At 68.5% G+C, this 23,356-nt stretch carries 20 protein-coding genes; 7 read left to right on the plus strand and 13 right to left on the minus strand.

What is annotated here, in order from left to right; genetic code table 11:
• The coding region (locus ACIQ3R_RS01810; RefSeq protein WP_397414415.1) for a gamma-glutamyltransferase at positions 1-806 on the plus strand (806 nt) is incomplete at its 5' end.
• Between the two features lie 32 nt (positions 807-838).
• On the opposite strand, the gene ACIQ3R_RS01815 is transcribed toward ACIQ3R_RS01810, so the two are convergent.
• Genes ACIQ3R_RS01815 through ACIQ3R_RS01825 form a run of 3 tightly spaced genes read right to left on the minus strand, consistent with a single transcriptional unit; the run spans position 839 to position 3,665 of the window.
• Positions 839-1,684, minus strand: a complete 846-nt coding sequence (locus tag ACIQ3R_RS01815; RefSeq protein ID WP_397414417.1) for a phytanoyl-CoA dioxygenase family protein — start codon at positions 1,682-1,684, stop codon at positions 839-841.
• 50 nt (positions 1,685-1,734) lie between these two features.
• Positions 1,735-2,517, minus strand: a complete 783-nt coding sequence (locus ACIQ3R_RS01820; RefSeq protein ID WP_397414418.1) for an enoyl-CoA hydratase/isomerase family protein — start codon at positions 2,515-2,517, stop codon at positions 1,735-1,737.
• Positions 2,517-3,665, minus strand: coding sequence for an acyl-CoA dehydrogenase family protein (locus tag ACIQ3R_RS01825; RefSeq protein ID WP_397414421.1), 1,149 nt, complete (start codon positions 3,663-3,665; stop codon positions 2,517-2,519). Before ACIQ3R_RS01825 ends, ACIQ3R_RS01820 begins: the two co-directional genes overlap by 1 nt.
• A gap of 116 nt (positions 3,666-3,781) precedes the next feature.
• Between ACIQ3R_RS01825 and ACIQ3R_RS01830 the strand changes: the two genes are divergently transcribed.
• Both ACIQ3R_RS01830 and ACIQ3R_RS01835 read left to right on the plus strand, forming a co-directional pair.
• On the plus strand, positions 3,782-5,374 hold the full coding sequence (locus ACIQ3R_RS01830; protein ID WP_397414490.1) for a carboxyl transferase domain-containing protein: 1,593 nt from the start codon (positions 3,782-3,784) through the stop codon (positions 5,372-5,374).
• 5 nt (positions 5,375-5,379) lie between these two features.
• Entirely contained in the window at positions 5,380-7,248 is a 1,869-nt protein-coding gene (locus ACIQ3R_RS01835) for an acetyl/propionyl/methylcrotonyl-CoA carboxylase subunit alpha (RefSeq protein WP_397414423.1), read from the plus strand.
• Here ACIQ3R_RS01835 and ACIQ3R_RS01840 read toward each other — a convergent pair.
• Together ACIQ3R_RS01840 and ACIQ3R_RS01845 are read right to left on the minus strand one after the other, a co-directional pair.
• Complete coding sequence (locus ACIQ3R_RS01840; RefSeq protein WP_397414427.1) at positions 7,235-8,188, minus strand: isopenicillin N synthase family dioxygenase; 954 nt, start codon at positions 8,186-8,188, stop codon at positions 7,235-7,237. The genes ACIQ3R_RS01835 and ACIQ3R_RS01840 overlap by 14 nt on opposite strands.
• A 24-nt stretch (positions 8,189-8,212) precedes the next feature.
• Entirely contained in the window at positions 8,213-10,099 is a 1,887-nt protein-coding gene (locus tag ACIQ3R_RS01845) for a monovalent cation:proton antiporter-2 (CPA2) family protein (protein WP_397414429.1), read from the minus strand.
• Between the two features lie 609 nt (positions 10,100-10,708).
• Between ACIQ3R_RS01845 and ACIQ3R_RS01850 the strand changes: the two genes are divergently transcribed.
• Both ACIQ3R_RS01850 and ACIQ3R_RS01855 read left to right on the plus strand, forming a co-directional pair.
• Complete coding sequence (locus ACIQ3R_RS01850; RefSeq protein ID WP_397414431.1) at positions 10,709-11,419, plus strand: CoA transferase subunit A; 711 nt, start codon at positions 10,709-10,711, stop codon at positions 11,417-11,419.
• A complete protein-coding gene (locus ACIQ3R_RS01855; protein ID WP_397414434.1) occupies positions 11,419-12,054 on the plus strand; it encodes a 3-oxoacid CoA-transferase subunit B in 636 nt (211 codons plus the stop codon). The genes ACIQ3R_RS01850 and ACIQ3R_RS01855 overlap by 1 nt, the downstream gene beginning before the upstream one ends.
• A gap of 147 nt (positions 12,055-12,201) precedes the next feature.
• On the opposite strand, the gene ACIQ3R_RS01860 is transcribed toward ACIQ3R_RS01855, so the two are convergent.
• From ACIQ3R_RS01860 to ACIQ3R_RS01880, 5 genes are all read right to left on the minus strand, one after another.
• The gene (locus tag ACIQ3R_RS01860; protein ID WP_397414436.1) at positions 12,202-12,531 is read right to left on the minus strand and encodes a GIY-YIG nuclease family protein; all 330 of its coding nucleotides are present in this window, start codon (positions 12,529-12,531) and stop codon (positions 12,202-12,204) included.
• Between the two features lie 165 nt (positions 12,532-12,696).
• Complete coding sequence (locus tag ACIQ3R_RS01865; RefSeq protein WP_397414439.1) at positions 12,697-13,221, minus strand: GNAT family N-acetyltransferase; 525 nt, start codon at positions 13,219-13,221, stop codon at positions 12,697-12,699.
• A gap of 11 nt (positions 13,222-13,232) precedes the next feature.
• Complete coding sequence (gene aguB / locus ACIQ3R_RS01870) at positions 13,233-14,111, minus strand: N-carbamoylputrescine amidase (RefSeq protein WP_397414441.1); 879 nt, start codon at positions 14,109-14,111, stop codon at positions 13,233-13,235.
• Positions 14,111-15,106 (minus strand): agmatine deiminase family protein, encoded by a 996-nt coding sequence (locus ACIQ3R_RS01875; protein WP_397414444.1) that lies wholly within the window; start codon positions 15,104-15,106, stop codon positions 14,111-14,113. The genes aguB and ACIQ3R_RS01875 overlap by 1 nt, the downstream gene beginning before the upstream one ends.
• A 115-nt stretch (positions 15,107-15,221) precedes the next feature.
• Positions 15,222-17,702 carry a TonB-dependent receptor gene (locus ACIQ3R_RS01880; protein ID WP_397414447.1) on the minus strand — a complete coding sequence of 827 codons (2,481 nt, stop codon included), beginning with the start codon at positions 17,700-17,702 and terminating at the stop codon, positions 15,222-15,224.
• 338 nt (positions 17,703-18,040) lie between these two features.
• Between ACIQ3R_RS01880 and ACIQ3R_RS01885 the strand changes: the two genes are divergently transcribed.
• The gene (locus ACIQ3R_RS01885; protein ID WP_397414450.1) at positions 18,041-19,579 is read left to right on the plus strand and encodes an ArnT family glycosyltransferase; all 1,539 of its coding nucleotides are present in this window, start codon (positions 18,041-18,043) and stop codon (positions 19,577-19,579) included.
• On the opposite strand, the gene msrA is transcribed toward ACIQ3R_RS01885, so the two are convergent.
• Entirely contained in the window at positions 19,545-20,123 is a 579-nt protein-coding gene (gene msrA / locus ACIQ3R_RS01890) for a peptide-methionine (S)-S-oxide reductase MsrA (RefSeq protein ID WP_397414453.1), read from the minus strand. The two genes, ACIQ3R_RS01885 and msrA, sit on opposite strands and share 35 nt — an antisense overlap.
• A gap of 150 nt (positions 20,124-20,273) precedes the next feature.
• Here msrA and ACIQ3R_RS01895 point away from each other — a divergent pair, with 150 nt between their 5' ends.
• Complete coding sequence (locus ACIQ3R_RS01895; RefSeq protein ID WP_397414456.1) at positions 20,274-21,071, plus strand: SapC family protein; 798 nt, start codon at positions 20,274-20,276, stop codon at positions 21,069-21,071.
• A gap of 40 nt (positions 21,072-21,111) precedes the next feature.
• Here the strand turns inward: ACIQ3R_RS01895 and ACIQ3R_RS01900 are convergent, their stop codons facing one another.
• Together ACIQ3R_RS01900 and ACIQ3R_RS01905 are read right to left on the minus strand one after the other, a co-directional pair.
• Positions 21,112-22,164 (minus strand): sugar phosphate isomerase/epimerase family protein, encoded by a 1,053-nt coding sequence (locus ACIQ3R_RS01900; RefSeq protein WP_397414459.1) that lies wholly within the window; start codon positions 22,162-22,164, stop codon positions 21,112-21,114.
• Complete coding sequence (locus tag ACIQ3R_RS01905) at positions 22,161-23,291, minus strand: Gfo/Idh/MocA family protein (RefSeq protein ID WP_397414462.1); 1,131 nt, start codon at positions 23,289-23,291, stop codon at positions 22,161-22,163. Before ACIQ3R_RS01905 ends, ACIQ3R_RS01900 begins: the two co-directional genes overlap by 4 nt.
• Positions 23,292-23,356 lie beyond the last annotated feature (65 nt).

The following is a 23,356-nucleotide window of genomic DNA, read 5'->3' on the forward strand; positions in this document are numbered from 1 at the left end:
CCCAGAACGTCAACAATGTGGAGGGCTGGTACCTGTTCAGCCAGGCCAGCCGGCTTATGTACGCCGACCGCGACCGCTACATGGCCGATCCGGACTTCGTGAAGGTCCCGACCGAGGGCCTGCTCGACCCGGCCTATCTGGATGAACGGGTGAAGCTGATCGGCCCGATGGCTTCGACGGAGCCGCCACCCCCTGGCCGCCCGCGGGGCGCGCCGGCGCTGGCCCCCGACGCCACCAAGGAAGAGGCCGGCACCACCCACTTCGTGGTGGTCGACAAGGCCGGCAACGTGGTCTCGATGACGACCACCGTTGAGAGCATCTTCGGCTCTGGCCGGATGGTGGCGGGCTTCTTCCTCAACAACCAGCTGACCGATTTTTCGGCCAATCCGCTTAACCGCGACGGCACTGCTGCAGCCAACGCGGTGGCCGGCGGCAAGCGGCCGCGCTCGTCCATGGCGCCGGCCGTCGTGCTGGACCGCCAGGGCCGTTTCGTCGCCGCCCTGGGCTCGCCAGGCGGACCGGCGATTCTGGCTTATAACCTGAAGGCGCTGATGGGCGTGCTCGACTGGAAACTGCCGATGCAGGACGCGCTGGCGCTGCCCAACCTCATCGCCGGAGGGAGGGGCTATTCGTCGGAGGTGGAGAAATTCACACCGGAGCTTCGCGCCGGGTTGGCGGCGCGGGGCGTGACCCTGATCCAAGGCTTCGGGGCGGAGGGCTCGGGCCTGCACGGCGTCGAGGTAACGCCGACCGGCCTGCGTGGCGGCGCCGACCCGAGACGCGAAGGCGTAGCGCTGACGCCGTGAGGCGCGGCGCGGGCGCCTAACGACGCGCCCGGCTACCCGTCGTAGAACAGCATGGGATGCAGACCGATCACCGTGTGTTCGCGGCGGCTGCCCGCGCGGGCGATGGCTTCCGGCGAGAGCTGATTGGCGGCGTCGGTGGGCAGGATGCGCTGGGCGATGTCGCGTCGACCGTAGTGGATCTGGAGGAAGAAGCGGCCGTGGTCGCCGGGCCGCGTCGGCATCCGCCGGTGCCAGACATCTGAAACGAACAGTCCCGCGTCGCCTGCCCGGGTGATCAGTGGGGTGACCCTTTCGCCCTCATGATCCAGATCATCGTCCAACAGCCGGTCGTGCGGCGGCGGTCGGCCGGAGAGATGGCTGCGGCGGATGACCCCGGTGGGGCCGTCTTCCAGGGCGCAGTCCTGCAGGTAAAGGTGCACACCGATGGCGAACACCGGGTGGGGGATTTCCTCCGGCCAGCGGACGCCGGGCGGCAGCGGAACATGGGGCCCGGCGTCGATATGCCAGTTCTGTCCGCCGTGAGAGCCCGGATGGCCGGCCGGGTTGCGCCAGGCGGTGTTGGCGATGACGTGGCAGTCCTCGCCCAACAGCGGCTCGATCACCTCCAGCACGCGGGGATTGGCGCAGGCGCGCTGGGCCGCGGCGCTGCGGTTGAGCATGGCGTAGCGGAACATCGCCGCGTCTTCCGGCGGCCGCGCGCCGCGTCGATCGGGCGGATCGCGGTCGAAGATCGCGCCGATCTCGGCCCGGAGCTCAGCCACCTCGTCGGGGGAAAGAACGCCGGGCACAACCACGCAGCCCTCGCGCTCCAGCTCGACCGACGCCGCCGGTGCGGGCTCGGTGCGGGGGTGCAGATAGGGGGTTCCGCGTCGGATCATGGGGGCCTCGACTTTCGAGCGGAACCCTAGCGATGCGACGGCCGCGCCGTCTATCGCCCCTGGAACGCCGGGGCGCGCTTCTCGTTGAAGCTGGCGACGCCTTCGCGACGGTCGGCGGTTTTGAACAGGCGGTAGTAGATCTCGAGTTCGAGGGTCATGGCCGCGGCCAGGTCGAGGTCCTGGCCATCGCGAACCACGCGCTTCAAGCCGCGCACGGAGAGCGGCGCGCGGCTGGCGATCTGGGCGGCGACGCTCTTAACGGTCTCAACCAGGGCTTCGGCCGGCACGACGCCGTTGACCAGGCCGATCTCCAGCGCCTTTTCGGCCGAGATGGGGGCGGCGGTGGTGAGAAACTCCATGGCCCGGCGCGGTCCGACGGCGCGGGTGAGCAACTGGGTGCCGCCTAGGCCCGGCATGATGCCGAGACCGGCTTCCGGCAGGCCGAACCGGGCGCCTTCAGCGGCGTAGGCGAAATCGCAGGCCAGCGTCATCTCGCAGCCGCCGCCCATGGCCGCGCCCTGCACCGCGGCGATCACCGGGACGGGGCAGGCCAGTTGCGCCTGGGCCATGTCCTCGAACACCTTGTGCTGGGCGGCCCAGGCCTCGTCGGTCATGCCGTTGCGTTCCTTGAGGTCGGCGCCAGCCTGGAAGTGGCGACCCTCGCCCCGCAGGACCACACAGCGCAGGCCCTCACGCGTCTGGAGCGAGGTCCAGGCGTCGAGCAGTTCATGGCCCATCCGGGTAGACAGCGCATTGGCCACGTCCGGCCGGTTGAACACGATGGCGACAACACCGGGGGCGGGTTCTTCCAGGCGAATGGTCTCGTAGGTCATCAGAAGCTCTTGGGCTGGCCGAGCACGTGGGTGGCGACGTGGCTGAGGATGAGGTTCGTGGAGATCGGCGCCACCTGGTAGAGGCGGGTTTCGCGGAACTTGCGCTCGATGTCGTATTCCTCGGCGAAGCCGAAACCACCGTGGGTCTGGATGGCCATGTCGGCGGCGAACCAGCTGGCTTCGGAGGCGACAAGCTTGGCCATGTTGGCCTCGGTCCCGCAGGGCTGGCCGGCCTCGAACAGAGCGGCGGCATGGTCGACCACCAGGCTGGCTGACGTCATCTGCACATAGGCTCTGGCGAGCGGGAACTGGACGCCCTGGTTCTCGCCGATCGGGCGGCCGAACACGACGCGATCCTTGGCGTACTGGCTGGCGCGGTCGATGAAGAAGCGGGCGTCGCCGATGCACTCCGCCGCGATCAGGATGCGCTCGGCGTTCATGCCGTCCAAGATGTACCTGAAGCCCTTGCCCTCTTCGCCGAGCAGGTTTTCGGCGGGCACTTCCAGATCATCGAACACCAGCTCGGTGGTGGCGTGGTTCAGCATGGTGCGGACTGGGTTGATCGTCAGACCGTTGCCGCGCGCCCTACGCATGTCGACCAGCAGCACGCTCATGCCGGCCGAGGTTCTGGCCTCGTCACGCGGGGAGGTGCGGCAGAGCAGCACCATCAGGTCGGAGTGCTCGGCGCGGCTGATCCAGATTTTGCGGCCGTTGACGATGTAGCGGTCGCCGTCCCTGCGAGCGAAGGTGGTGATGCGCGTGGTGTCGGTGCCGGCGTCGGGTTCGGTGACCCCGAAGGCCTGGAGGCGAAGTTCGCCCGTGGCCACCTTGGGCAGGTAGGCCTCCTTCTGGGCGGGCGAGCCGTGCCGCAGCAGGGTGCCCATGGTGTACATCTGGGCATGACAGGCGGCGCCGTTGCATCCGGAGCGGTGGATCTCCTCCAGCACTGCGGTCGCCGCGCCAAGACCCAGGCCGGAGCCGCCATACGCCTCGGGTATCAGCACCGAGAGGAACCCGCCTTCGGTCAGCGCCTGCACAAAGGCGGTCGGGTAGGCCCGCTCTCGATCCAACTCGCGCCAGTAGGCGCCGGGGAATCGCGCGCACAGTTTGCGCACCGCCTCGCGGATCTCGGGAAAGGTCTCGCTCATGGAACGCTTCCTGCCATGGCGACGCGGGGTCAGGCTAGGCGGAGGTCCGCTCGGCCGGGTTCGAGGATCAAATCTGACGCTTGACGGTGACGGGCGGGCCGGTGTTGCTCGCGGGCATGAACCGGCTTTCCACGACGGTCGACCCGGGCTCGGCCGCCTTCGCCGCCAATGCAGCGGTCAATCGCGCGCTGGCGGAAGATCTGCGGGCGCGGGCCGCGCAGGCGGCGCTGGGCGGGTCGGCGCAGAGCCGGGAGCGGCACACGAGCCGGGGCAAGCTCCTGCCCCGGGACCGCGTCATGCGGCTGCTGGATCCGGGCGCGCCGTTTCTGGAGATCGGCCAATTGACCGCCTTCGGGCTCTATGACGACGAGGCGCCGGCAGCAGGGTTGATCTGCGGCGTCGGCCGCGTCGAAGGCCGCGAGGTCATGGTCCTCGCCAACGACGCCACGGTGAAGGGCGGGGCCTATTATCCGTTGACGGTGAAGAAGCACCTGCGGGCGCAGGAGATCGCGCAAGAGAACCGCCTGCCCTGCATCTATCTGGTGGACTCGGGCGGCGCGAACCTGCCCCACCAGGCCGAGGTGTTTCCCGATCGAGAGCATTTCGGCCGAATCTTTTTCAATCAGGCGCGGATGAGCGCCGAGGGCATCGCCCAGATCGCCTGCGTAATGGGAAGCTGCACGGCGGGCGGCGCCTATGTGCCGGCGATGAGCGACGAGACCATAATCGTGCGCGGCCAGGGGACGATTTTCCTGGGCGGCCCGCCGCTGGTGAAGGCCGCCACGGGCGAAGTGATCTCGGCCGAGGAGCTGGGCGGTGCGGACACCCACGGCCGTCGGTCTGGTGTGGTCGACCATGTGGCCGAGAACGATGAGCACGCGCTGGCGCTGGTGCGGCGGATCGTCTCCAATCTGAACGGCGCGAAGCCGCAGGGCCCGGTCATGGCCGAACCCGAGCCGCCGAGCCTCGATCCTGAGGAACTCTACGGGATCATCCCGACCGATGTGCGCGCGCCCTATGATGTGCGCGAGGTGATCGCGCGGATCGTGGACGGCAGCCGGTTCGACGAGTTCAAGGCGCTCTACGGGACCACCCTGGTCTGCGGGTTCGCACGCATCTGGGGCTATCCGGTCGCGATCCTGGCCAATAACGGCGTGCTGTTCTCGGAGAGCGCGTTGAAGGGCGCGCACTTCATCGAGCTGGCCTGCAAACGGAAGGTCCCGCTGATCTTCCTGCAGAACATCTCGGGCTTCATGGTCGGCGGGAGGTATGAGGCCGGCGGGATCGCCAAGGACGGCGCCAAGCTGGTGACTGCGGTGGCGAGCGCGGAAGTACCCAAGTTCACGGTGCTGATCGGCGGCAGCTTCGGGGCCGGAAACTACGGCATGTGCGGTCGGGCCTATAGTCCACGCTTTCTCTGGACCTGGCCCAACAGCCGCATCAGCGTGATGGGCGGCGAACAGGCGGCGAGCGTGCTGGCGACCGTGCACCGCGACGCAGAGCGCTGGAGCCCGGAGGAAGCCGAGGCCTTCAAAGCCCCGATCCGGCAGCGCTACGAGGACGAGGGCAGCCCCTACCATGCGACCGCCCGGCTCTGGGACGACGGGATCATCGACCCGGTGCAGACCCGCGACGTGCTCGGGCTCTCGATCAGCGCGGCGCTGAACGCTCCGATCCCGGAGACGCGCTTCGGCGTGTTTCGGATGTGATGAGCATGTTCAGGTCGGTCCTGGTCGCCAATCGGGGAGAGATCGCGCGGCGTGTGTTCGCCACGGCGCGGCGGATGGGGATCGGAACCGTGGCGGTGTTCTCGGACGCCGACGCCGGCGCGGCGCACGTGCGGGAGGCCGACGTCGCGGTGCGGATCGGGCCGGCGCCGGCGCGCGATAGCTATCTGATCGGCGACCGCATCCTGGAGGCTGCTCGCGCCTCGGGCGCAGAAGCGATCCACCCGGGTTATGGATTTCTTTCGGAGAACGCCCAGTTCGCCGAAGCGGTGATGGCGGCGGGGCTTATCTGGATCGGGCCGCCGCCTGCGGCGATCCGGGCCATGGGCCTGAAGGACGCGGCCAAGGACCTGATGCAGAAGGCCGGGGTGCCCGTGACGCCGGGCTATCTGGGTGCGGATCAGGCGGCGGAGACGCTGGCCCGTGAAGCCGCCCGCATCGGCTACCCGGTGCTGATCAAGGCGGTGGCCGGGGGCGGCGGCAAGGGGATGCGGCGGGTGGATGCGGCCGAGGACTTCGCCGCGGCGCTGGAGAGCTGCCGACGTGAGGCGGCGGCGAGCTTCGGTGACGACCGGGTGCTGATCGAGACCTATGTGGCCCGACCGCGCCATATCGAGGTGCAGGTGTTCGGCGACACGCGCGGGAACGTGGTCCATCTGTTCGAGCGCGACTGTTCGCTCCAGCGGCGCCACCAGAAGGTGATCGAGGAAGCCCCGGCGCCCGGCATGACCGAGGCCGCCCGCGCGGCGGTGACGCAGGCCGCCGTCAAGGCCGCCCAGGCCGTCGGCTACCAGGGCGCGGGCACGGTGGAGTTCATCGCCGACGCCAGCGAAGGCCTGCGGGGGGACCGCATCTGGTTCATGGAGATGAACACCCGGCTGCAGGTCGAGCATCCGGTCACCGAGATGGTTACAGGCCTCGACCTTGTGGAGTGGCAGTTCCGGGTGGCGGCGGGCGAGCCGCTGCCGCGCACTCAGGACCAGATCACGCTGACCGGCCATGCGCTGGAAGCGAGGCTCTATGCGGAGACGCCGGCTACGGGCTTCCTGCCTTCGATCGGGCGGCTGGAGGCGTTCCGACTGCCGGGCGGCGTAAGGACGGATTCGGGCGTCGAAGCGGGTGACGAGATCACGTCCTTCTACGATCCGATGATCGCCAAGCTCATCGCCCATGCGCCGACCCGCGAACAGGCGATCGCCGAGCTGGCGGCGGCCTGCGAGGCGGTGGAGGTGTGGCCCGTGCGGACCAACGCCGGCTTCCTGGCGCGGTGTCTCGAGGCGCCGGACTTCATCGCCGGCAGCGTGGACACCGGCCTGATCGGGCAGGATCTGGAGACGCTGACCGCGTCCGCGCAGCCCTCTGTCGAGGCGCTGGCCACGGCGGGCTGGGCGTTCCGGGCCGCGGTCAGCGCCGATGCGTCGCCTTGGACGGCGATCCAGGGCTTCCGGCTGAACGCCGTCCCGGCCAGCGACACCCGCCTGTTCCTTGACGGGGCGCCCATCGCCTGCCCCATCGGCGCGGCGCCGAGCCGGAGCCTGCATCGGATTGAGGCCGGCGCGGTGGTGGTGTTCGAAGGCGGCGAAGCCTTTGTGTTCCGGGATCAGCCGCCGGCGGGCGGACCCGGCGGCGCGGCGGGTGACGGTCAGGTTCATGCGCCGATGCCGGGCAAGGTGACCCAGGTCTCGGTCAAGGCGGGTGACGCTGTCGCCAAGGGCCAGCCGCTGCTGGTGCTGGAAGCGATGAAGATGGAGCACACCCTGGCCGCGCCCTTCGACGGGACGGTGGACGAGGTGCTGGCGAGCGTCGGCGCCCAGGTCGCCGAGGGCCTGCTGCTGGCGAAACTCACGCCAGCTTGATCTCGCGCAGGCGCTCTTCGAGGAAGGCGTGGGACGTGATGGGCTCGGGATAGCGGTCCGGGTTGGACGCATCGACGCAGCCCGGCAGGGTGCGGATCAGGTAGTCGGAATTGAAGTGCAGGAAGAAGGGCGTGGAGTAGCGCGGGAAGCCCCGCCGCTCGGGCGCCGGATTGACCACCCGGTGGGTCGTGGACGGCAGGCGGTGGTTGCAGAGCCGCTGCAGCATGTCGCCGATGTTGATCACCAGGGCGCCCGGCGGCGGATTGATGGCGATCCAGCGGCCGTCGTGATCCTGGACTTCCAACCCCGCTTCGTCCGCCCCCAGGAGCAGGGTGATGACATTGATGTCCTCATGCGCCCCGGCCCGGATATGCGGGCCGTCCTGCGGCACAGGGGGATAGTGCAGCAGGCGGAGGATGGAGTTCCCTTCGCCGACCGTCGCGGCGAAGAAGTCGCGCGGCAGGTCGAGCCAGACGGCGATGGCTTCGAGCACCTTGAGGCCCATGCCGTCGAGCGCGCCATAGAGCCAGGACAGGCGTTCCCGGAACGCCGGCAGCTCGGCGTCGGGCCAGACGTTGTCGGGCATGTGGTCGCGGAAACGATGGCCGGGCGGCAGGTCGCGGCCGACGTGCCAGAATTCCTTGAGGTCGTAGTGGGCGTGGCCCTTGGCGGTCTCGACGCCGAACGGGGTGTAGCCGCGCTGGCCGGCCACCGGCAGTCGGTACTTGAGCTTGGTCGCCTCCGGCAAGGCGAAGAAGGCCCTGGTCTCGGCGAGCGCCGCGTCGACCCGGTTCTGCGGCAGGCCATGATCAGCCAGCACCGCGAAGCCCCAGCGGGCGAAACTGCCGCCCAGCGCCTGGGTGAAGGCGTCGAAATCGCGGTCGATCAGGGTGTAGGAGACCGGCGTGATCGCGGCGGGGAGGTTCGGGGCCTGGCTCATGGGCTTGAGTGAATACACCTGCGCTCAGTTCGGCTCCAGCCGCCGGTGCGGGGCTTGCGTCTCCCGGGCCTCTTCTTCGGCCTCTTCGACGCGCATGCGCTCCATCTCGGCGGCCAGCAGTTTTTCCATGGTCGCGCGGCTGTCGCGCGTGGCCATGATGTAGCGTTCCTCTTCGCCGGAGATCGGCGCCAGCTTGTTGAAAAGCTTGTGGTCGTGCTCGCGGAACAGGCTGACCGCCCGCGCCGCCCGACGATCCGAGAGGCCCAGCCGGAGCAGGGCCTTGCGCCCGAACGCCAGTGCGCCCTCGAAGGTCTCGCGCTCCACCTCGTCACCGCCGACCCGGATCAGCTCATAGGCGTGGCGGCGGTCGTAGGCGCGGGCCAGGATGGTCAGGTTGGGGAAATAGTCGGTGGCCGCCTTGACCAGCTCAACCGCCTTGTCGCGGTCGTCGATCGCGACCAGCAGGAGTTTGGCCTTGTCGGCCCCGGCGGCGCGCAGCAGGTCCAGCCGCGTGGCGTCGCCATAGTGCACCGGCCAGCCGAAGCGGCGGATCAGGTCGATCTGCTCGATGGAGCTGTCCAGCAGCACCACCTTGAAGTCGTTGGCGGTAAGCAGGCGGGTGGCGATCTGGCCGAAGCGGCCGAAGCCGGCGACGATGGCGTCGGGCGCGCCCTCATCAAAAGCCAGGTGCTCGGGTTCGTCGCGGGCCGGGACGCGGTTCAGGACCAGCCGCTCATAGGCCGAGAAGACCAGAGGCGTCAGCGCCATGGACAGCGCCACGATGGCGGTGGCGATGGCGGCGGTCTGCGCATCCAGCACCGCGGCGCCGACCACGAAGGTCAGCAGCACGAAGGCGAACTCGCCGCCCTGGGCCAGGGAGACCGCGGTGACGCCCGCATCGCGCGCGGGATTGCGGAAGGCGAGGCCGACGCCGAACATGGCTGCGAACTTCAGCGCCATGAGGCCCAGCGTGAGGGCCAGGATGACGACGGGCTGGGCGGCGATCAGGCCGAAGTTCAGACCCGCCCCCACAGTTATGAAAAAGAGACCCAGCAGCAGGCCCCGGAACGGCTCGATGTCGGTTTCCAGCTCGCGCCGGAACTCGCTCTCGGCCAGCACAACGCCGGCCAGGAAGGCGCCGAGCGCGGGCGAGAGGCCCACCGCCTCCATCAGCGCGGCCACGCCGACCACGATCAGCAGGGCCGAGGCGGTGAAGATCTCGCGCAGCCGGGCCTGGGCGATGAAGCGGAACAGGGGCCGGGTGAGGTAGCGCCCGCCGACCACGACGGCGGCGACGGCGGCGAGGGTGGCCAGCACGCGGGCCCATTCCGGCAGGGCGGCCAGGGCGCCGCCGCCATGGCCGCCCGTCTCGATCGCCGCGGCCGTCGCCGCCGCCCCCGCCAGCAGCGGCAGGAAGGCGAACAGCGGGATCACCGCCAGATCCTGGAACAGCAGGACGCCGAACGCCGACTGGCCGGCGGGGCCCTGGCGAAGGCCTTTTTCCTCCAGGTTCTGCAGCACGATGGCGGTGGAGGAGAGCGCCAGGATCAGACCCAGCGCCACCGCCGCGCCGGGCGCCACGCCCAGCGCCCAGGCCGCGCCGCCCAGCAGCAGGCCCGAGGCCGCCATCTGCGCGGCGCCCAGGCCGAAGATCGAGGTGCGCATCTGCCAGAGCAGGGCGGGCCGCACCTCCAGCCCGATCAGGAACAGCAGGATCACCACGCCGAACTCGGCGAACCGGCCCACGTCGCCCGCCTCGCCCACCAGATCGAGCGCGAACGGCCCCACTGCCGCGCCGGCGATCAGATAGCCCAGCACCGAGCCCAGTCCGAGCCGCTTGGCGATCGGCACCGAGATCACGCCGGCCGCCAGATAGACCAGCGCCTGGAGGAGGAAGGAGTCACCGTGCATGGGGGCTAGTGAAGCCACGGCTTGGCGTGCGGCGCACGTGGTTTGTGGGGCGGGTCATGCGGCTCCAAGATTTTCCACATACCAGACATAGAAACGCATGTTTTCCGGGCGGCTCCGAGGGGAGATGGGGGTGAGATTTTCCCTCGGCGAGGGGGCGTTGGAAAATGTTTGGGGGGCTCGGGAAGGGCATCAACGATCCTAGCACAGAGGCTGAAGTTCGGGTAGAACAAATTGGCAACTTTCGATGTCGGACAGGGCGCGAATGCGGGACGCACACGGATTCCGTCGCAGCGCAGGACGACAGGGATTGGCTGAGCGGCCCACCCATTTGTCTCTCCCTCTCTGCGCGCCTGCGACGCTCGGTGGCGAGGTTTGGGGGGTCACCAGGCGTACGGCGCCCCCCCGCCCTCCCAGTTTGTCATCCCCCGGCTTGTCCGGGGGATCTATTGGGCTCGGCGCGACGCGATTGACGCTCAGCGCAATGGGTCCCCCGGACAAGCCGGGGGATGACGGTTGTGAGGGTGGGTTCGGTCACGGTGTGAAGGGCGACCCTTCAATTCCACCCCGTCCCCGGTTCCCAAATGCTGCATTGCAGCGTAGAAGCCGTGCATGGCCAGCAAGGTGCGCAAGGACGCGGTCGAGGCGCTGCAAGGGCGGCTGTTCGACGGCATGACGATCATGGCGGGGGGCTTCGGCCTCTGCGGCATCCCGGAGACCCTGATCGCGGCGATCCGCGCCTCGGGGGTGAAGGAGCTGACGGTCATCTCCAACAACTGCGGGGTCGATGATTTCGGCCTGGGGATCCTGCTGGCCGGCGGTCAGATCCGGAAGATGATCTCGAGCTATGTGGGTGAGAACAAGCTGTTCGCCGAGCTCTATCTCTCCGGCAAGCTGGAGCTGGAGTTCAACCCGCAGGGCACGCTGGCCGAGCGTATCCGGGCCGGCGGCGCGGGTATCCCGGCCTTCTTCACCAAGACCGGCGTCGGCACCCTGGTGGCCGAGGGCAAGGAGGTGCGCGAGTTCGACGGCGAGCGCTATGTGATGGAGCGCGGGCTGACCGCGGACCTGGCCATCGTCAAGGCCTGGAAGGGCGATGACGAAGGCAACCTCGTCTATCGAATGACCGCGCGGAACTTCAATCCGATGATGGCCACGGCCGGCAAGGTGACGGTGGCCGAGGTGGAGCAGCTGGTCGCGACCGGCTCGCTCGATCCGGACCATATCCACACGCCGGGCGTCTATGTGCAGCACATCATCGAAGGCGCGGCCTACGAGAAGCGCATCGAACAGCTCACCACCCGCAAGCGGGAGACAGCCTGATGTCCTGGACCCGCGACGATATCGCCGCCCGCGCGGCGAAGGAGCTGAAGGACGGCTTCTATGTGAACCTGGGCATCGGCATTCCGACGCTGGTGGCCAATCACATCCCGCCGGGCATCGATGTGGAGCTGCAGAGCGAAAACGGCATGCTGGGCATGGGGCCGTTCCCCTATGAGGGCGAGGCCGACCCGGACCTGATCAACGCCGGCAAGCAGACGATCACGGCATTGCCTTCGAGCTCTTATTTTTCGAGCGCCGACAGTTTCGCCATGATCCGCGGCGGGCATATCGACCTTTCGATCCTGGGCGCGATGCAGGTGGCGGCCAATGGCGACCTCGCCAACTGGATGGTGCCGGGCAAGATGGTGAAGGGCATGGGCGGGGCCATGGACCTGGTGGCCGGCGTCAAGCGCGTGGTGGTTGTGATGGAGCACAACGAGAAGACCGGCGCGCCCAAGCTGCTCAACGCCTGCACCCTGCCGCTGACCGGCCAGGGGGTGGTCGACCTGGTGGTGACCGATCTCGGCGTGTTCGAGGTCAACCGGGGCAAGTCGCCCTTGCGGCTGCTGGAACGGGCGCCGGGCGTGTCGCTGGATGAGATCCGGGCCAAGACCGAGGCGGCGTTCGAAGTCTGATCCGACGATCCCCTTCCAAAGCGTCATCCCCCGGCTTGTCCGGGGGATCTATTGTGCGCCGCGCCAGCCTTGAGAGGCTCGCGCGCAATGGGTGGCCCGGACAAGCCGGGCCATGACACTTTTGGGAAAGGGGAATGACCCGGGTGGTTACATCGCGGGCGGGCGTTCCTGGAGCTCAGACAGCGGTCCCTGTTCGACGAAGAACTGGGGATAGAGGTCTTCCCACTGAGGATTGTCCCGCTCGATCAGATTGATCTTCCAGTCGCGCTTGTACTTCTTCAGGCGCTTTTCCCGGTGGATCGCGGCGCCGATGTCCAGATGCCACTCGATCCAGACGAGCCGCTTCACGCCATGGCGCCGGGTGAATCCCTCATGCACATCTTCGCGATGCTGGCTGACCCGCCGCAGGAGCGCGCCAGTGACGCCAACATAGAGCGTTCCGTGGCGGCGGCTGGCGAGGATGTAGACGGCGGGCATGCTGTGCTGGCAGTGAACAAATCCGCAACATTCTGGCCTCCTCATCCTGATCTGTCATCCCCCGGCTTGTCCGGGGGATCTATTGAGCACGGCGCCAGCCTTGAGAGGCTCGCGCGCAATGGGTGGCCCGGACGAGCCGGGCCATGACACTGAGAGAGGGAGAGTTCAGCGCCGCGCGACGTAGACCACGTGGCGGTTCAGGGGGTGGTCCTTGGCGAGCCTGGGGTGATCGAAGTCGCGGCTCGGGTCGGGCGTCATGCCGATGCGGCGCATCACCGCCTGGGAGGCGAGGTTGGTCGAGGCCGTCCAGGAGAGGATCTCATCGTCCGCCTGGGTCTGAAACCCCCAGAGCAGCGCGGCGCGGGCGCCTTCGGTGGCGAGGCCGGCGCCCTGCATCTCCACCGCAAGCCGCCAGCCAAGCTCCAGGCAGGGACCGGGCGGGGTCTCGGCCTGGCGACGGATGCCGATCATGCCCGCGAGGCGGCCGTCGGCCCGGCGCTCGGCCGCCCAAAAGCCGAACCCCTCAGCCTCGATCTGGGCCTGGATGCGATCCATCAGCACGTCGCTGGCGGCGCGGTCGATGGCCCCGCCGAGCCACTGGCCGACGCGGGGGTCGCCGTTGATCGCGGCGAAGGGCGCGCGGTCGTCGTCCCGCCACGGACGCAGGATCAGGCGTTCGGTCTGGATCATGCCGGGCCCCATCAAGCAGGTCTGGGGGCCGTAAGCGCCCCGTAGAGGTCGGTGCGGCGGTCGCGGAAAAAGCCCCAGGCGGCGCGGTGGGCGGCCAGAAAGTCGAGGTCGAAGGTTGCTGTGATCACGCCCTGATCGTCGCGGCCCATGTCGCCGACCAGATCGCCCCGGTGGTCGGCGATGAAGCTGGAGCCGTAGAAGCCCTGGCCGCCGTTGGGATAGCCGTCCCAGGGCTCGAAGCCGGTGCGGTTGGCGCCCACCACCGGGATCACGTTGGAAACCGCGTGGCCCTGCATGGCGCGCCGCCAGGGGAGCGCCGTGTCGAGGCTGGCGTCATGCGGCTCGGAGCCGATGGCGGTGGGATAGAGCAGCACCTCGGCGCCCATCAGCGCCATGGCCCGCGCGCACTCCGGATACCACTGGTCCCAGCAGATGCCGACGCCGAGGCGGCCGAAACGGGTGTCCCAGACCCGGAAGCCCGTATCGCCGGGGCGGAAGTAGTACTTCTCCATATAGCCCGGGCCGTCGGGGATATGGCTCTTGCGATAGACGCCGAGCAGCGCGCCGTCGGCGTCGGCCATCACCAGGCTGTTGAAGTAGTGGGGCCCTTCGCGCTCGAAGATCGAGATCGGGATCACCACGCCCAGTTCGGCCGCCAGCGGGGCGAGCGCGGTGACGCAGGGGTGCTCGCGCCAGGGGTGGGCCTCCGCGAACCAGCGCTCCTCCTGAGCGACGCAGAAATAAGGGCCCTGGAACAGCTCGGACGGCAGGATCACCTGGGCGCCCTGGCCGGCGGCCTCGCGGATCAGGTCTGCGGTGCGGGCGATGTTGGCGGCCCTATCGGCGCCGTAGGCGCTCTGCAGGGCGGCGACGGTGATCTGGCGGGGCATCAGGCCGGCTCCTGCTGGGTGATGCAGTGGAACGAGCCGCCGCCGGAAAGCAAGGCGGTGGAGGGGAGCCCGATCACCGCGCGGTCGGGGAACACCTGCTTCAGGGCCTCCACGGCGAAGGCGCCGGGCTGTTCCACATAGGTGGGCACGATCACCGCCCGGTTGGCGATCAGGAAGTTCATGTGGCTGGCTGGGATCGGGCCATCCTTGTCCGGTCCCTCGAACCAGCCGGGGGACGGGATGCGGTGGACCTTGAGCTTGCGGCCCTCGGCGTCGGTCATGCCGGCTAGACGGCGCGCGGCGTCGTCATAGGCCTCGGCGTTGGGATCGCCGCGGCCCCAGGCCACCGGGATCACCACCGTGGCCGGGGCGACGAAGCGGGCGAGATTGTCGACGTGGCCGTCGGTGTGGTCGTTGCGCAGGCCCTCGCCGAGCCACAGCACCTTGCGGGCGCCCAGGCTCCGGGCCAGGGCGGCCTCGGCGTCGGCGGCGGTCCAGCCGGGATTGCGGTTGGGGTTCAGCACGCACTGGTCGGTGGTGAGGATGGTTCCCAAGCCGTCGTGGTCCACCGCGCCGCCCTCCAGCACGAAGGGATGGTCGACGCGGGATGCGCCGGCCGCCTCGGCGATCTGCGCCGCGACCTCGTCGTCGTGCGGCAGGTCGTACTTGCCGCCCCAGCCGTTGAACCGGAACGCGTGGGCGGCGCCGCCGGCGAAGATCGGCCCGGTGTCGCGCAGCCAGATATCACCGAACCGGCCGGGGACGATCTCGATCCCGGCCTCGCCGCCCAGCAGGGCGCGGGCGGCCGCTTCGCCCTCGTCGGAGCCGGTCATCAGCCGGACCTGTTCGCCGCCGGGGCCGGCCAGGGCGCGGGCCAGGGCCACGACCTCGGCCCGGGCGGGGGCGAGATCGTCCTCCCACAGCTCCGCATGGCTGGGGAACCCCAGCCACATCGCCCTGTGCGGCGCCCACTCCGGCGGAACCACGAAGTCCATCACCCTCTCCCGGCAAGGCGCGCGCAAATGGCCCTGCGCGGGGGCTGCGTCAAGCGGGGCACGAAAAAGGGCGGCCGCATCGCTGCGACCGCCCCATTTCGCAAGATCGTCTGGCTCAGAATTCGGCGCGGATCGTGGCGACGAATGTCCGGCGGTAGCCGGGTTGCCCCACCGCGGTGCCCGTCAGGTTCGCCGAGATGTCGCCCAGGTAGCGCTTATCAAAGGCGTTCCGCACGTTGAACTGCAGGTGCGTTTTCGCCAGGCCGGCCTGGCTAAGCTTGATGCGAGCGTCGAAGTCCACCAGCTCATAGCCTCTGAACCTCTCGGTGTTCACGAGGTTCGTGAACCGATCGCCGACCCACTTGGCCTGGGCCCCGAGGCTCAGCCACTCGGTCGCATCGTACTGGACGCGGACCGCGCCCTGATTCTTAGGCGTCTCGTAGATCTGCTTGCCCTTGGTCGGCAGAACGCCGGCCACGGCGTTCGGAATGTCCTGCTGGATCTCGGAGTCGATGTAAGAGTAGGACGCATAGATGCTAAGAGTATCGATCGGCTTCCATCCGATCTGAGCGTCGAAACCCTGGTTCTCTACGTCGCCGACGTTCTGCGAGAACGCGATGCCCGAGGGTTCATCAAGCACACGCTCGATGCGGTTATTGAAGTTGGTCCGATAGATGGCCGCCGATACCAGGAACGCACCGGTCTGGTAGCGAACGCCCAGGTCGAAGGTCTTGCTGGTTTCAGGGCCCGGATCAACCAGGATCTGATCGTACAAGTCATCCGTCCGCGGAACCGAGATGGTCTCGGCGTAGCTGGCGTAGACTGAGAGATTATCGGTGATGTCGTAGCTGGCGCCAACGTTGGGCAGGACGTCATCGTACTTGCGGGTGAACGAGCGCGGGTTGCCGTAGCGCAGCGTGCCGCCGCTGCCATTCAGGGTGCTGGCCGGGAAGGTCACCAGAGGGCGACCCGTTCCGTCATTGGTGCCGGGAACCGGCGTCGGGATCGTCGTGGTGCACAGAGCGTTGAAGGTGTTCTGCTGGAAGCAGTAGTTGTTCAGCTCGCGCTTGAAGAACGGCGCCCGCACGCCGACGTTGACCAACAGTTTGTCTTCCAGGAACCGACCCCGGTACTCGGCTGACACCTGGTTCAGCAACGCGACCGAGAGACGGTCGCGACGGCGCAGGTTGGTGTTGTCGGGCAGCGCCACAACGCGACCCTGACCGTCCTTGCCGCCGAACACGTTTTCGGGCGTGCCGTCCTGTTCGATGTAACCGGCGTCGCCCGTCTGGCGGTGCTTGGCGCGGTCGAAGGTGTAGGCCACCCGTACGCTCTGGTTGTCGTCGAACTTCCAGATCAGCGATGAGGTGACGCCGTAGCGGCGCGTGTTGGTGGTGTTGGGACGGTAGAGGTAGACGGTGTCGAGGATGTCGCCGTCACCGTTGAGGTCGACCCCAAGCGCGGCGGTGTTCCCGCGCAGCTGACGATCCGTTTCGGGGAACGCCTGCGCGCCGCCGCCGTTGGCAAGCACATACTGGAACGAGGGGTCGAAGGTCAGCGTGATCTGCTCGCCAAGATTCCAGCTCGAAAGACCCCTGATGTTGCCGGTGTTGGAGGGGTTGATGTTGAAGTCATAGTAGCCCGTGGGGCAGGCGAAGCCCGCGGAGTTGTCCACCTGGGCCGTGCCGCCCGCCGGCGTGGGCCGTGCGCAGCTCGTGGCGGCCACGAGGGATGTGTCCGGTGCGCCCGCCGCGGTCAGGCCCTGACGCTGGAAGGTCGCCAGGTTGATCCGGTTGATGAAATTGTTGCGGTTCTGGTTGTAGTTGAACAACAGGCTGGCTTGGCCGATGTCGCCGAAGTCCTGGTCGATCCGCGCGTTGAACTGCTTCTTCTGGATCTCGCCGGCCGGCGAGATGGGCGAATTGTGCGGCTTCACCAGGTCGTTGCGTGTGTACAGGCCCGAGACCCACATCCGGGTCCCGAACGGGCCGAACTCGCCGCTTTCGATCGTCGCGTAGTAGCGGCGGAAGTCGCTGCCGCCGTAGCCGATCTCGGTCCGGACGCCGAACTCGCGGGCGGCCCGCTTGGTGATGTAGTTGATCGTGCCGCCGGCGGCCGCGGCGGTCGGGCTGTCGACATCGGTCGTGCCGAGGTTGACGGTGACCCGATCAATCAGGTCCGACTCGAGCTGCTGGTTCGGGAAGATGGCGTAGTTGCCGCTGTCGTTCAGCGGGACGCCGTCCTGCAGCAGCGCAACGCGCTGGCTGTCGAAGCCGCGGATGGTGATGTCGCCGCCGGCCGACCCGTAGGCGTCGTTGTTGGTGAAGTTCACCGCCGGCAGCAGATTGATCGTGTCAAGGATCGACTGCCCTGGCGCTTGCCGGCTGATGAATTCCGCAGTGACCGAGGCGCGCGACTTGGGCTCCTCAATCGCCACGATTGCGCCGTCGACGTTCCGGGGTCCCGTGCTGCCGGTCACCACCAGTTCTTCCACGATCGTGGTGCCCGTCGATTGGGCCAACGCTCCGCCAGCCATCAGCAGGCCTGTGGCCAGGGCCGTCGTCGCACAGAGCGCCCGGCTCAGTTTCGTCGTCATGGAAAACCCCTCTCATGGATCGGTCGACCCTCGGCCTCGACTAGAGACTGCGACCGCGTTGGGGGGCCTATAACGCCAATTCCAGCCCCGTTGGTGACCGTTTTATTACGTTTTGACACGCGCTGTCACAATGCGGCGCCGGCGCCACAGCAGCGCCCGCCGACGCCCGATTTCGCGGCATCCCGAAGCGCGGCGACGTGAGCGAGAGCAGGATGCGATCAGAGGGGGTCGTCGGCTCGCTGCATCGTGCTCGCCCTGCAAAGAGTCGAGCCTGCTGGATCACCTTCAGACGTTCCGTCTGAAGCCGGCAGGCTCTAGGCTGGAGGCCGATGGTCGTCGTGCAACCCACCCCCGCCAGACCGGACAGCCTGCGCGACGCCGTGATGCTGGTCGCGGCGTTGACCCTTGTGCGGCTGGTGGCGCTGTTTGTGACACCGCTGGAGCTCTATCCGGACGAGGCGCAGTACTGGCTGTGGTCGCGCGAACTGGCGTTCGGCTACTTCTCCAAGCCGCCGATGATCGCCTGGGCGATCTGGGCGACCACCGCCATCGGCGGCGACGCGGAGGCCTGGGTGCGGCTCTCGGCGACGCTGTTCCAGGCGGGCGCGGCGGTGATGGTGTTCCTGATCGGCCGCCGGCTGTTAGACGCGCGGGTGGGGCTGGCCGGCGCGGCGCTCTATGCGCTGATGCCCGGCGTCCAGCTTTCGGCCCTGGTGGCGGCCACCGATGCGCCGCTGCTGTTCTTCCTGGGGCTGTTCCTGTGGAGCTACGTGGTCTGGCTCCGGTCCGAGGGCGGGCGCAAGGCGGGGTTCGCGCTGGCCATGGGGCTGGCGCTTGGGTTGGCGTTCCTGTCGAAGTACGCCGCCGTCTATGCGGTGATCGGGTTGATCCTTCACGCGGCTGTCTCGGCCGAGGCGCGGTCTGCCTGGCGACCCCTCGACCTGGCCCTGTTCCTTGCGGCGCTCTTGACGACGCTGGCGCCAAACCTGGCCTGGAACGCGACCCACGGCTTCGCCACCTTCGAGCACACCGCCTCCAACGCCGCCTGGAGCGGGGTGCAGCTGTTCAACGTCTCCGAGCTGGCCGGCTTCGTGGGGTCGCAGTTTGGCGTCTTCGGACCCGTTCCGATGGGCGCGCTGGCGGTGGGGATCGTTCTGGCGATCCGGACGCGCAGGCTGGCGGCGCCGGATCTGCTGCTGATCTGCTTCACGCTGCCGCCGCTGCTGATCGTCTGCGGTCAGGCGTTCATCAGCCGGGCCAACGCCAACTGGTCGGGCGCGGGCTATCTGGCGGGCTCGGTGCTGGTGGCGGCGTGGCTGCTGCGCTGGCGGGCGCGGCGCTGGCTGATCGGCGGGCTGGCGCTCCAGGGGGCGATCGCGGCCGCCTTCCTGACCTTCGTGGTGTCGCCGACGCTGGCGGACCAACTGGGCCTGTCGAACGGTCTGAAGCGCGCCCGGGGCTGGTCCGACACGGCGGATCTGATCCTGGATCGGGCGGCGCGGGACCCGGCGGTGACCGCCATCGCGGTGAACAACCGCTTCCTGTTCTACGCCACGGCCTACTACGGCCGCGCGGCGTTCGAGGCCGGGGCCCCGCCGCTGGTCAGCTGGCTCCTGATGGAGGGACCGCGCAACCAGGCGGAGACCGTGGCGCCGCTGACGCCGGCGATCGGCGGCCGGGTTCTCGCGGTGAGCTTCGAGGGCTGGCGCCGCGCCGAGATGGAGGCTGACTTCGCCCGCGCCTCGGGGCTGGAGATCGGCTCGGTGCGGCTCGATCCGGAACGCCGGCGCAGGCTGGAGATGTTCATCGGCGAGGGCTTCGCGCCCCGGCCGCGTGATCCGATCAGCGGCCTGCCAGACCGCCCCACACCACCTTGAGGGCGCGGTCGCGGCCGCAGCCGATGCGGTAGCGCTCATACTGGACCGGGTTCTTCTTGGCGAAGTCCTGGTGATAGCCCTCGGCCATCCAGAACGGGGCGGCGTTGCGCGTGGTGACCGTCACCCGCGCGCCCAGCAGCTTTTCCACCCGCGCCTTCTCGGCCTCCGCCACCTGACGCTCCGTGGCGTTGGAGACGAACACGGCGGTCCGATAGGACGGCCCCTTGTCGCAGATCTGGCCGTTGGGATCGGTGGGGTCGATGTTGCGGTAGAAGCGCTCGACCAGCTGGGCGTAGCTGATCTTGTCCGGGTCATAGGTGACGCGGACCGCCTCGAGGTGGCCTGAGTGGTTCTCATAGGTCGGGTTGGCGCTGGCGCCGCCCGCATAGCCCGAGACGGCGGAGGTCACCCCCGGCGTCGCCTCGAAGAATTTCTCCACAGACCAGAAACAGCCGCCCGCAAAGACGGCGGTCCTGGTTGCGGCGGCGGCGGGTTGAGCGGCTGCGGCCGCGGCGAGAAGCGTAAGGAGAGCCAGGGTTCGCATGATCCAAAGGTGGCCTCTCACCGAGCGCCTTGCAACCGGTTCGGGCGGGCGGGGTTTGCCGCAGGCGACCCTATCGGCTATGAGCGGCGACCTTGCGCGCCCGCGGCAAACGGGCCGCGCCGCCCACCCATGTGTTTCGAAGGCCCATCTATGTCGCAAGCCCCCACGCCCCCCGGCCAACTCTCTGGCAACGTCCTGTTCTATTCCAAGCCTGAGCCGCTGGCCAAAGAGCTGCACGGCAAGATCGGCGTGAAGCGCATGGACGGCCCGTTCGGCTTCGCCCGCGTCGGCCACGCGATTCCGCTGACGGTGGGCGAGTTCCCGCTGGCCGCTGTGACCGGCCCGATCATCTTCGTGGGCGACGAGAAGCTGCCGATCGCGGTGATGGGCCTGAACGCCGGCGAGAACATGTTCGTGCGCGACGACGGCACCTTCGAGAGCGGCATCTATGTGCCGGCCTATGTGCGCCGCTATCCGTTCGTGTTCGCCAATGACGACGCCAACAAGCAGATGGTGCTGTGCATTGACCGCGCCGCCGAGTTCATCGTCGACAAGGACTATGACATGGCGTTCTTCGACGCCGCCGGCGAGCCCACCGAGTACACCAAGAACTGCATCGAGTTCTGCAACAACTTCGAGGTCGAGCGGCAGCGCACGATGAGCTTCGTGCAGATCCTCAAGGATCTCGACCTGTTCGAGACCAAGGAAGCCACCTTCACACCGGCCAATCCGGACGGCACCCCCGGCGAGACCCAGAAGATCGCGGAGTACTTCGGCGTCTCAGAGGAGAAGCTGAACAAGATCCCGCAGGATAAGTTCATCGAACTGCGCGACAACGGCGCCCTGGCCCAAATCTACGCCCACCTGCTGAGCCTGGTCGGCTGGGACCGTCTCGTGGCCCTGGCCATGACCAAGGCCGCCAACGAACAGCGCACGCTGAACAGCTGAGATCGCGCGCCAGCCCTCCCCTGCGCTTCGGGGAGGGACTTCAGATCCCGAGCACGGCCCGGTTCAGCGCCGGGTCGGAGCCCGCCGCGGCGAAGTCGTCGAAGGCGCGGTCGGCGACGCGAATAATGTGATCGCGAATGAAGGCGGCGCCCTCACGCGCGCCGTCTTCGGGGTGCTTGAGGCAGCATTCCCATTCCAGAACCGCCCATCCGTCGAAGTCCATGGCCGCCAGCCTGGAGAAGATGGCTTTGAAATCGACCTGACCGTCGCCGAGGGACCGGAAACGTCCGGGTCGGTCGATCCAGGCCTGATAGCCGCCATAGACGCCGGAACGGCCGTCATAGCGCAACTCAGCGTCCTTGATGTGCACCGCCCTGATGCGGTCGCGGTAGATGTCGAGGAAGGCCAGATAGTCCAGGTGCTGCAGCACGAAGTGGCTGGGATCATAGAGGATGTTGGCGCGGGGATGGCCGCCCACCGCCTCCAGGAACCGCTCGAAGGTCACCCCGTCGTGCAGGTCTTCGCTCGGGTGAATCTCGTAGGCGAGGTCAACGCCGTGCGCGTCGTAGACGTCGAGGATCGGTCGCCAGCGGCGGGCCAGTTCGGCGAAGGCCTCTTCGATCAGGCCCGGCGGGCGCTGCGGGAACGGATAGAGGAACGGCCAGGCCAGCGCGCCCGAAAAGCTGACCGCGGTCTTGAGGCCCAGATTGGCGGAAGCGCGGGCCGCAAGCTTGACCTGCTCCACCGCCCAGGCCTGGCGCGCGACCGGATCGCCGCGCACCTGTTCGGCCGCGAAGCCGTCCAGCAGGGCGTCATAGGCGGGATGCGCCGCCACCAGCTGGCCCTGCAGGTGGGTGGTCAGCTCGGTGATCTGGAGGCCGTGCGCGGCGAGGCGGCCCTTCACCTCGTCGCAATAGGTCCGGCTCTCCGCCGCGCGGGCGAGATCGAACAAGCGGCCCTCCCAGGTGGGGATCTGCACGCCCTCGAACCCCAGGCCGGAGGCCCAGGCGGCGATATTGTCCAGCGTGTCGAAGGGCGGCTCGGCGCCGGCGAACTGGGCCAGGAATATCGCCGGGCCCTTTATGGTCTTCATGCGGGTAGCTCCAGGTCGGTCCAGGCGCCGCCCGCGGTCTGGGCGGCGTGGATGAAGGCCATGCCGCGCAGGCCTTCATGGGCGTCGGCCAGCAGGCCGTTATCCTCGCCGCCCAGCAGGCGGGCGAAGTCGCGATAGAGATTGGCGAAGGCCTCCAGATAGCCCTCAGGGTGCCCGGCCGGCAGGCGCGTCGCGGCCATCGCGTCAGGCCCCATCGCGGTCCCGGCGTGAAGGATCGTTTCGGTTCCGTCGAGGTCGCGGATCGAGAGGGTGTTGGGGCTCTCCTGGCGCCACTCCAGCGAGGCGCGCTCGCCATAGAGGCGCAGATGCAGCCGATTGCGCTCGCCGACCGCGATCTGCGAGGCGACCAGCGCGCCGGTCGCCCCATTGTCGAAGCGAAGGAGCGCGTTGCAGTCGTCATCCACCCGCCGGCCGGCGACCAGGGTGTTGAGGTCGGCGCAGATCCGGGCCACGCGCCGCCCGCTCACGAACTCAGCCAGATGGAAGGCGTGCACGCCGATGTCGCCGATGCAGCCGGCGCCCGCCTGCGCCGGATCGGTCCGCCATCCCGCCTGTTTCGCGCCCTCCGCCTCGACGGGGCGGGCCAGCCAGCCCTGGCTGTACTCGACCACGATCTTGCGGATCGAACCCAGGCGACCCTCGGCGACGAGCCGTCGCGCCTCGCGCACCAGCGGATAACCGCCATAGGTGTAGGTCAGCCGATAGGGTCGCGCGCCCTGGGCCGCCCGCGCCGCCAGGGCGACGGCCTCCGCGAGGGTGGCCGTCATCGGCTTGTCGCTCATCACCGCCAGGCCCGCATCCAGGGCTTCGAGCGCGGCCGGCAGGTGCAGATGGTTCGGGGTGGCGATGACCACGAAATCCATCCCGTCCGCGCGCGCCCGCTCGCGGCCGATCATCTCGCTCCATGAGGCATAGGCGCGGTCGGGATCTATTCGATAGCCGGCGCCGGCCTCGCGGGAGCGCCCCGGGTCGCTGGAGAAGGCGCCGGCCACCAGCTCGATCTCGCGATCCATTTCGGCGGCCAGGCGATGCACGGGGCCGATGAACGACCCGGGCCCGCCGCCGATCAACCCCATCCGCCATCGCCGCAACAGCTTGTCTCCCATCCGAGCCTCCGCGTCCGACTATGGCCGCCCGGCCATGCCCCGCAAGGGTAGACTGGCCCTCCGGC

Source organism: Phenylobacterium sp., assembly GCF_044371015.1.
GTDB lineage: Bacteria > Pseudomonadota > Alphaproteobacteria > Caulobacterales > Caulobacteraceae > Phenylobacterium.

Excerpts from the sequence above, each read along its gene's own strand:
- ACIQ3R_RS01855 (WP_397414434.1), top strand. The coding sequence starts at position 11,419 with ATGTCCTGGACCCGCGACGATATCGCCGCCCGCGCGGCGAAGGAGCTG.
- ACIQ3R_RS01860 (WP_397414436.1), bottom strand. The coding sequence starts at position 12,531 with ATGCCCGCCGTCTACATCCTCGCCAGCCGCCGCCACGGAACGCTCTAT.
- ACIQ3R_RS01875 (WP_397414444.1), bottom strand. The coding sequence starts at position 15,106 with ATGGACTTCGTGGTTCCGCCGGAGTGGGCGCCGCACAGGGCGATGTGG.
- ACIQ3R_RS01820 (WP_397414418.1), bottom strand. The coding sequence starts at position 2,517 with ATGACCTACGAGACCATTCGCCTGGAAGAACCCGCCCCCGGTGTTGTC.
- ACIQ3R_RS01830 (WP_397414490.1), top strand. The coding sequence starts at position 3,782 with ATGAACCGGCTTTCCACGACGGTCGACCCGGGCTCGGCCGCCTTCGCC.
- ACIQ3R_RS01850 (WP_397414431.1), top strand. The coding sequence starts at position 10,709 with ATGGCCAGCAAGGTGCGCAAGGACGCGGTCGAGGCGCTGCAAGGGCGG.
- ACIQ3R_RS01865 (WP_397414439.1), bottom strand. The coding sequence starts at position 13,221 with ATGATCCAGACCGAACGCCTGATCCTGCGTCCGTGGCGGGACGACGAC.
- ACIQ3R_RS01825 (WP_397414421.1), bottom strand. The coding sequence starts at position 3,665 with ATGAGCGAGACCTTTCCCGAGATCCGCGAGGCGGTGCGCAAACTGTGC.
- ACIQ3R_RS01840 (WP_397414427.1), bottom strand. The coding sequence starts at position 8,188 with ATGAGCCAGGCCCCGAACCTCCCCGCCGCGATCACGCCGGTCTCCTAC.
- ACIQ3R_RS01835 (WP_397414423.1), top strand. The coding sequence starts at position 5,380 with ATGTTCAGGTCGGTCCTGGTCGCCAATCGGGGAGAGATCGCGCGGCGT.
- ACIQ3R_RS01815 (WP_397414417.1), bottom strand. The coding sequence starts at position 1,684 with ATGATCCGACGCGGAACCCCCTATCTGCACCCCCGCACCGAGCCCGCA.
- aguB (WP_397414441.1), bottom strand. The coding sequence starts at position 14,111 with ATGCCCCGCCAGATCACCGTCGCCGCCCTGCAGAGCGCCTACGGCGCC.
- ACIQ3R_RS01900 (WP_397414459.1), bottom strand. The coding sequence starts at position 22,164 with ATGAAGACCATAAAGGGCCCGGCGATATTCCTGGCCCAGTTCGCCGGC.
- ACIQ3R_RS01905 (WP_397414462.1), bottom strand. The coding sequence starts at position 23,291 with ATGGGAGACAAGCTGTTGCGGCGATGGCGGATGGGGTTGATCGGCGGC.
- msrA (WP_397414453.1), bottom strand. The coding sequence starts at position 20,123 with ATGCGAACCCTGGCTCTCCTTACGCTTCTCGCCGCGGCCGCAGCCGCT.
- ACIQ3R_RS01895 (WP_397414456.1), top strand. The coding sequence starts at position 20,274 with ATGTCGCAAGCCCCCACGCCCCCCGGCCAACTCTCTGGCAACGTCCTG.
- ACIQ3R_RS01845 (WP_397414429.1), bottom strand. The coding sequence starts at position 10,099 with ATGCACGGTGACTCCTTCCTCCTCCAGGCGCTGGTCTATCTGGCGGCC.
- ACIQ3R_RS01880 (WP_397414447.1), bottom strand. The coding sequence starts at position 17,702 with ATGACGACGAAACTGAGCCGGGCGCTCTGTGCGACGACGGCCCTGGCC.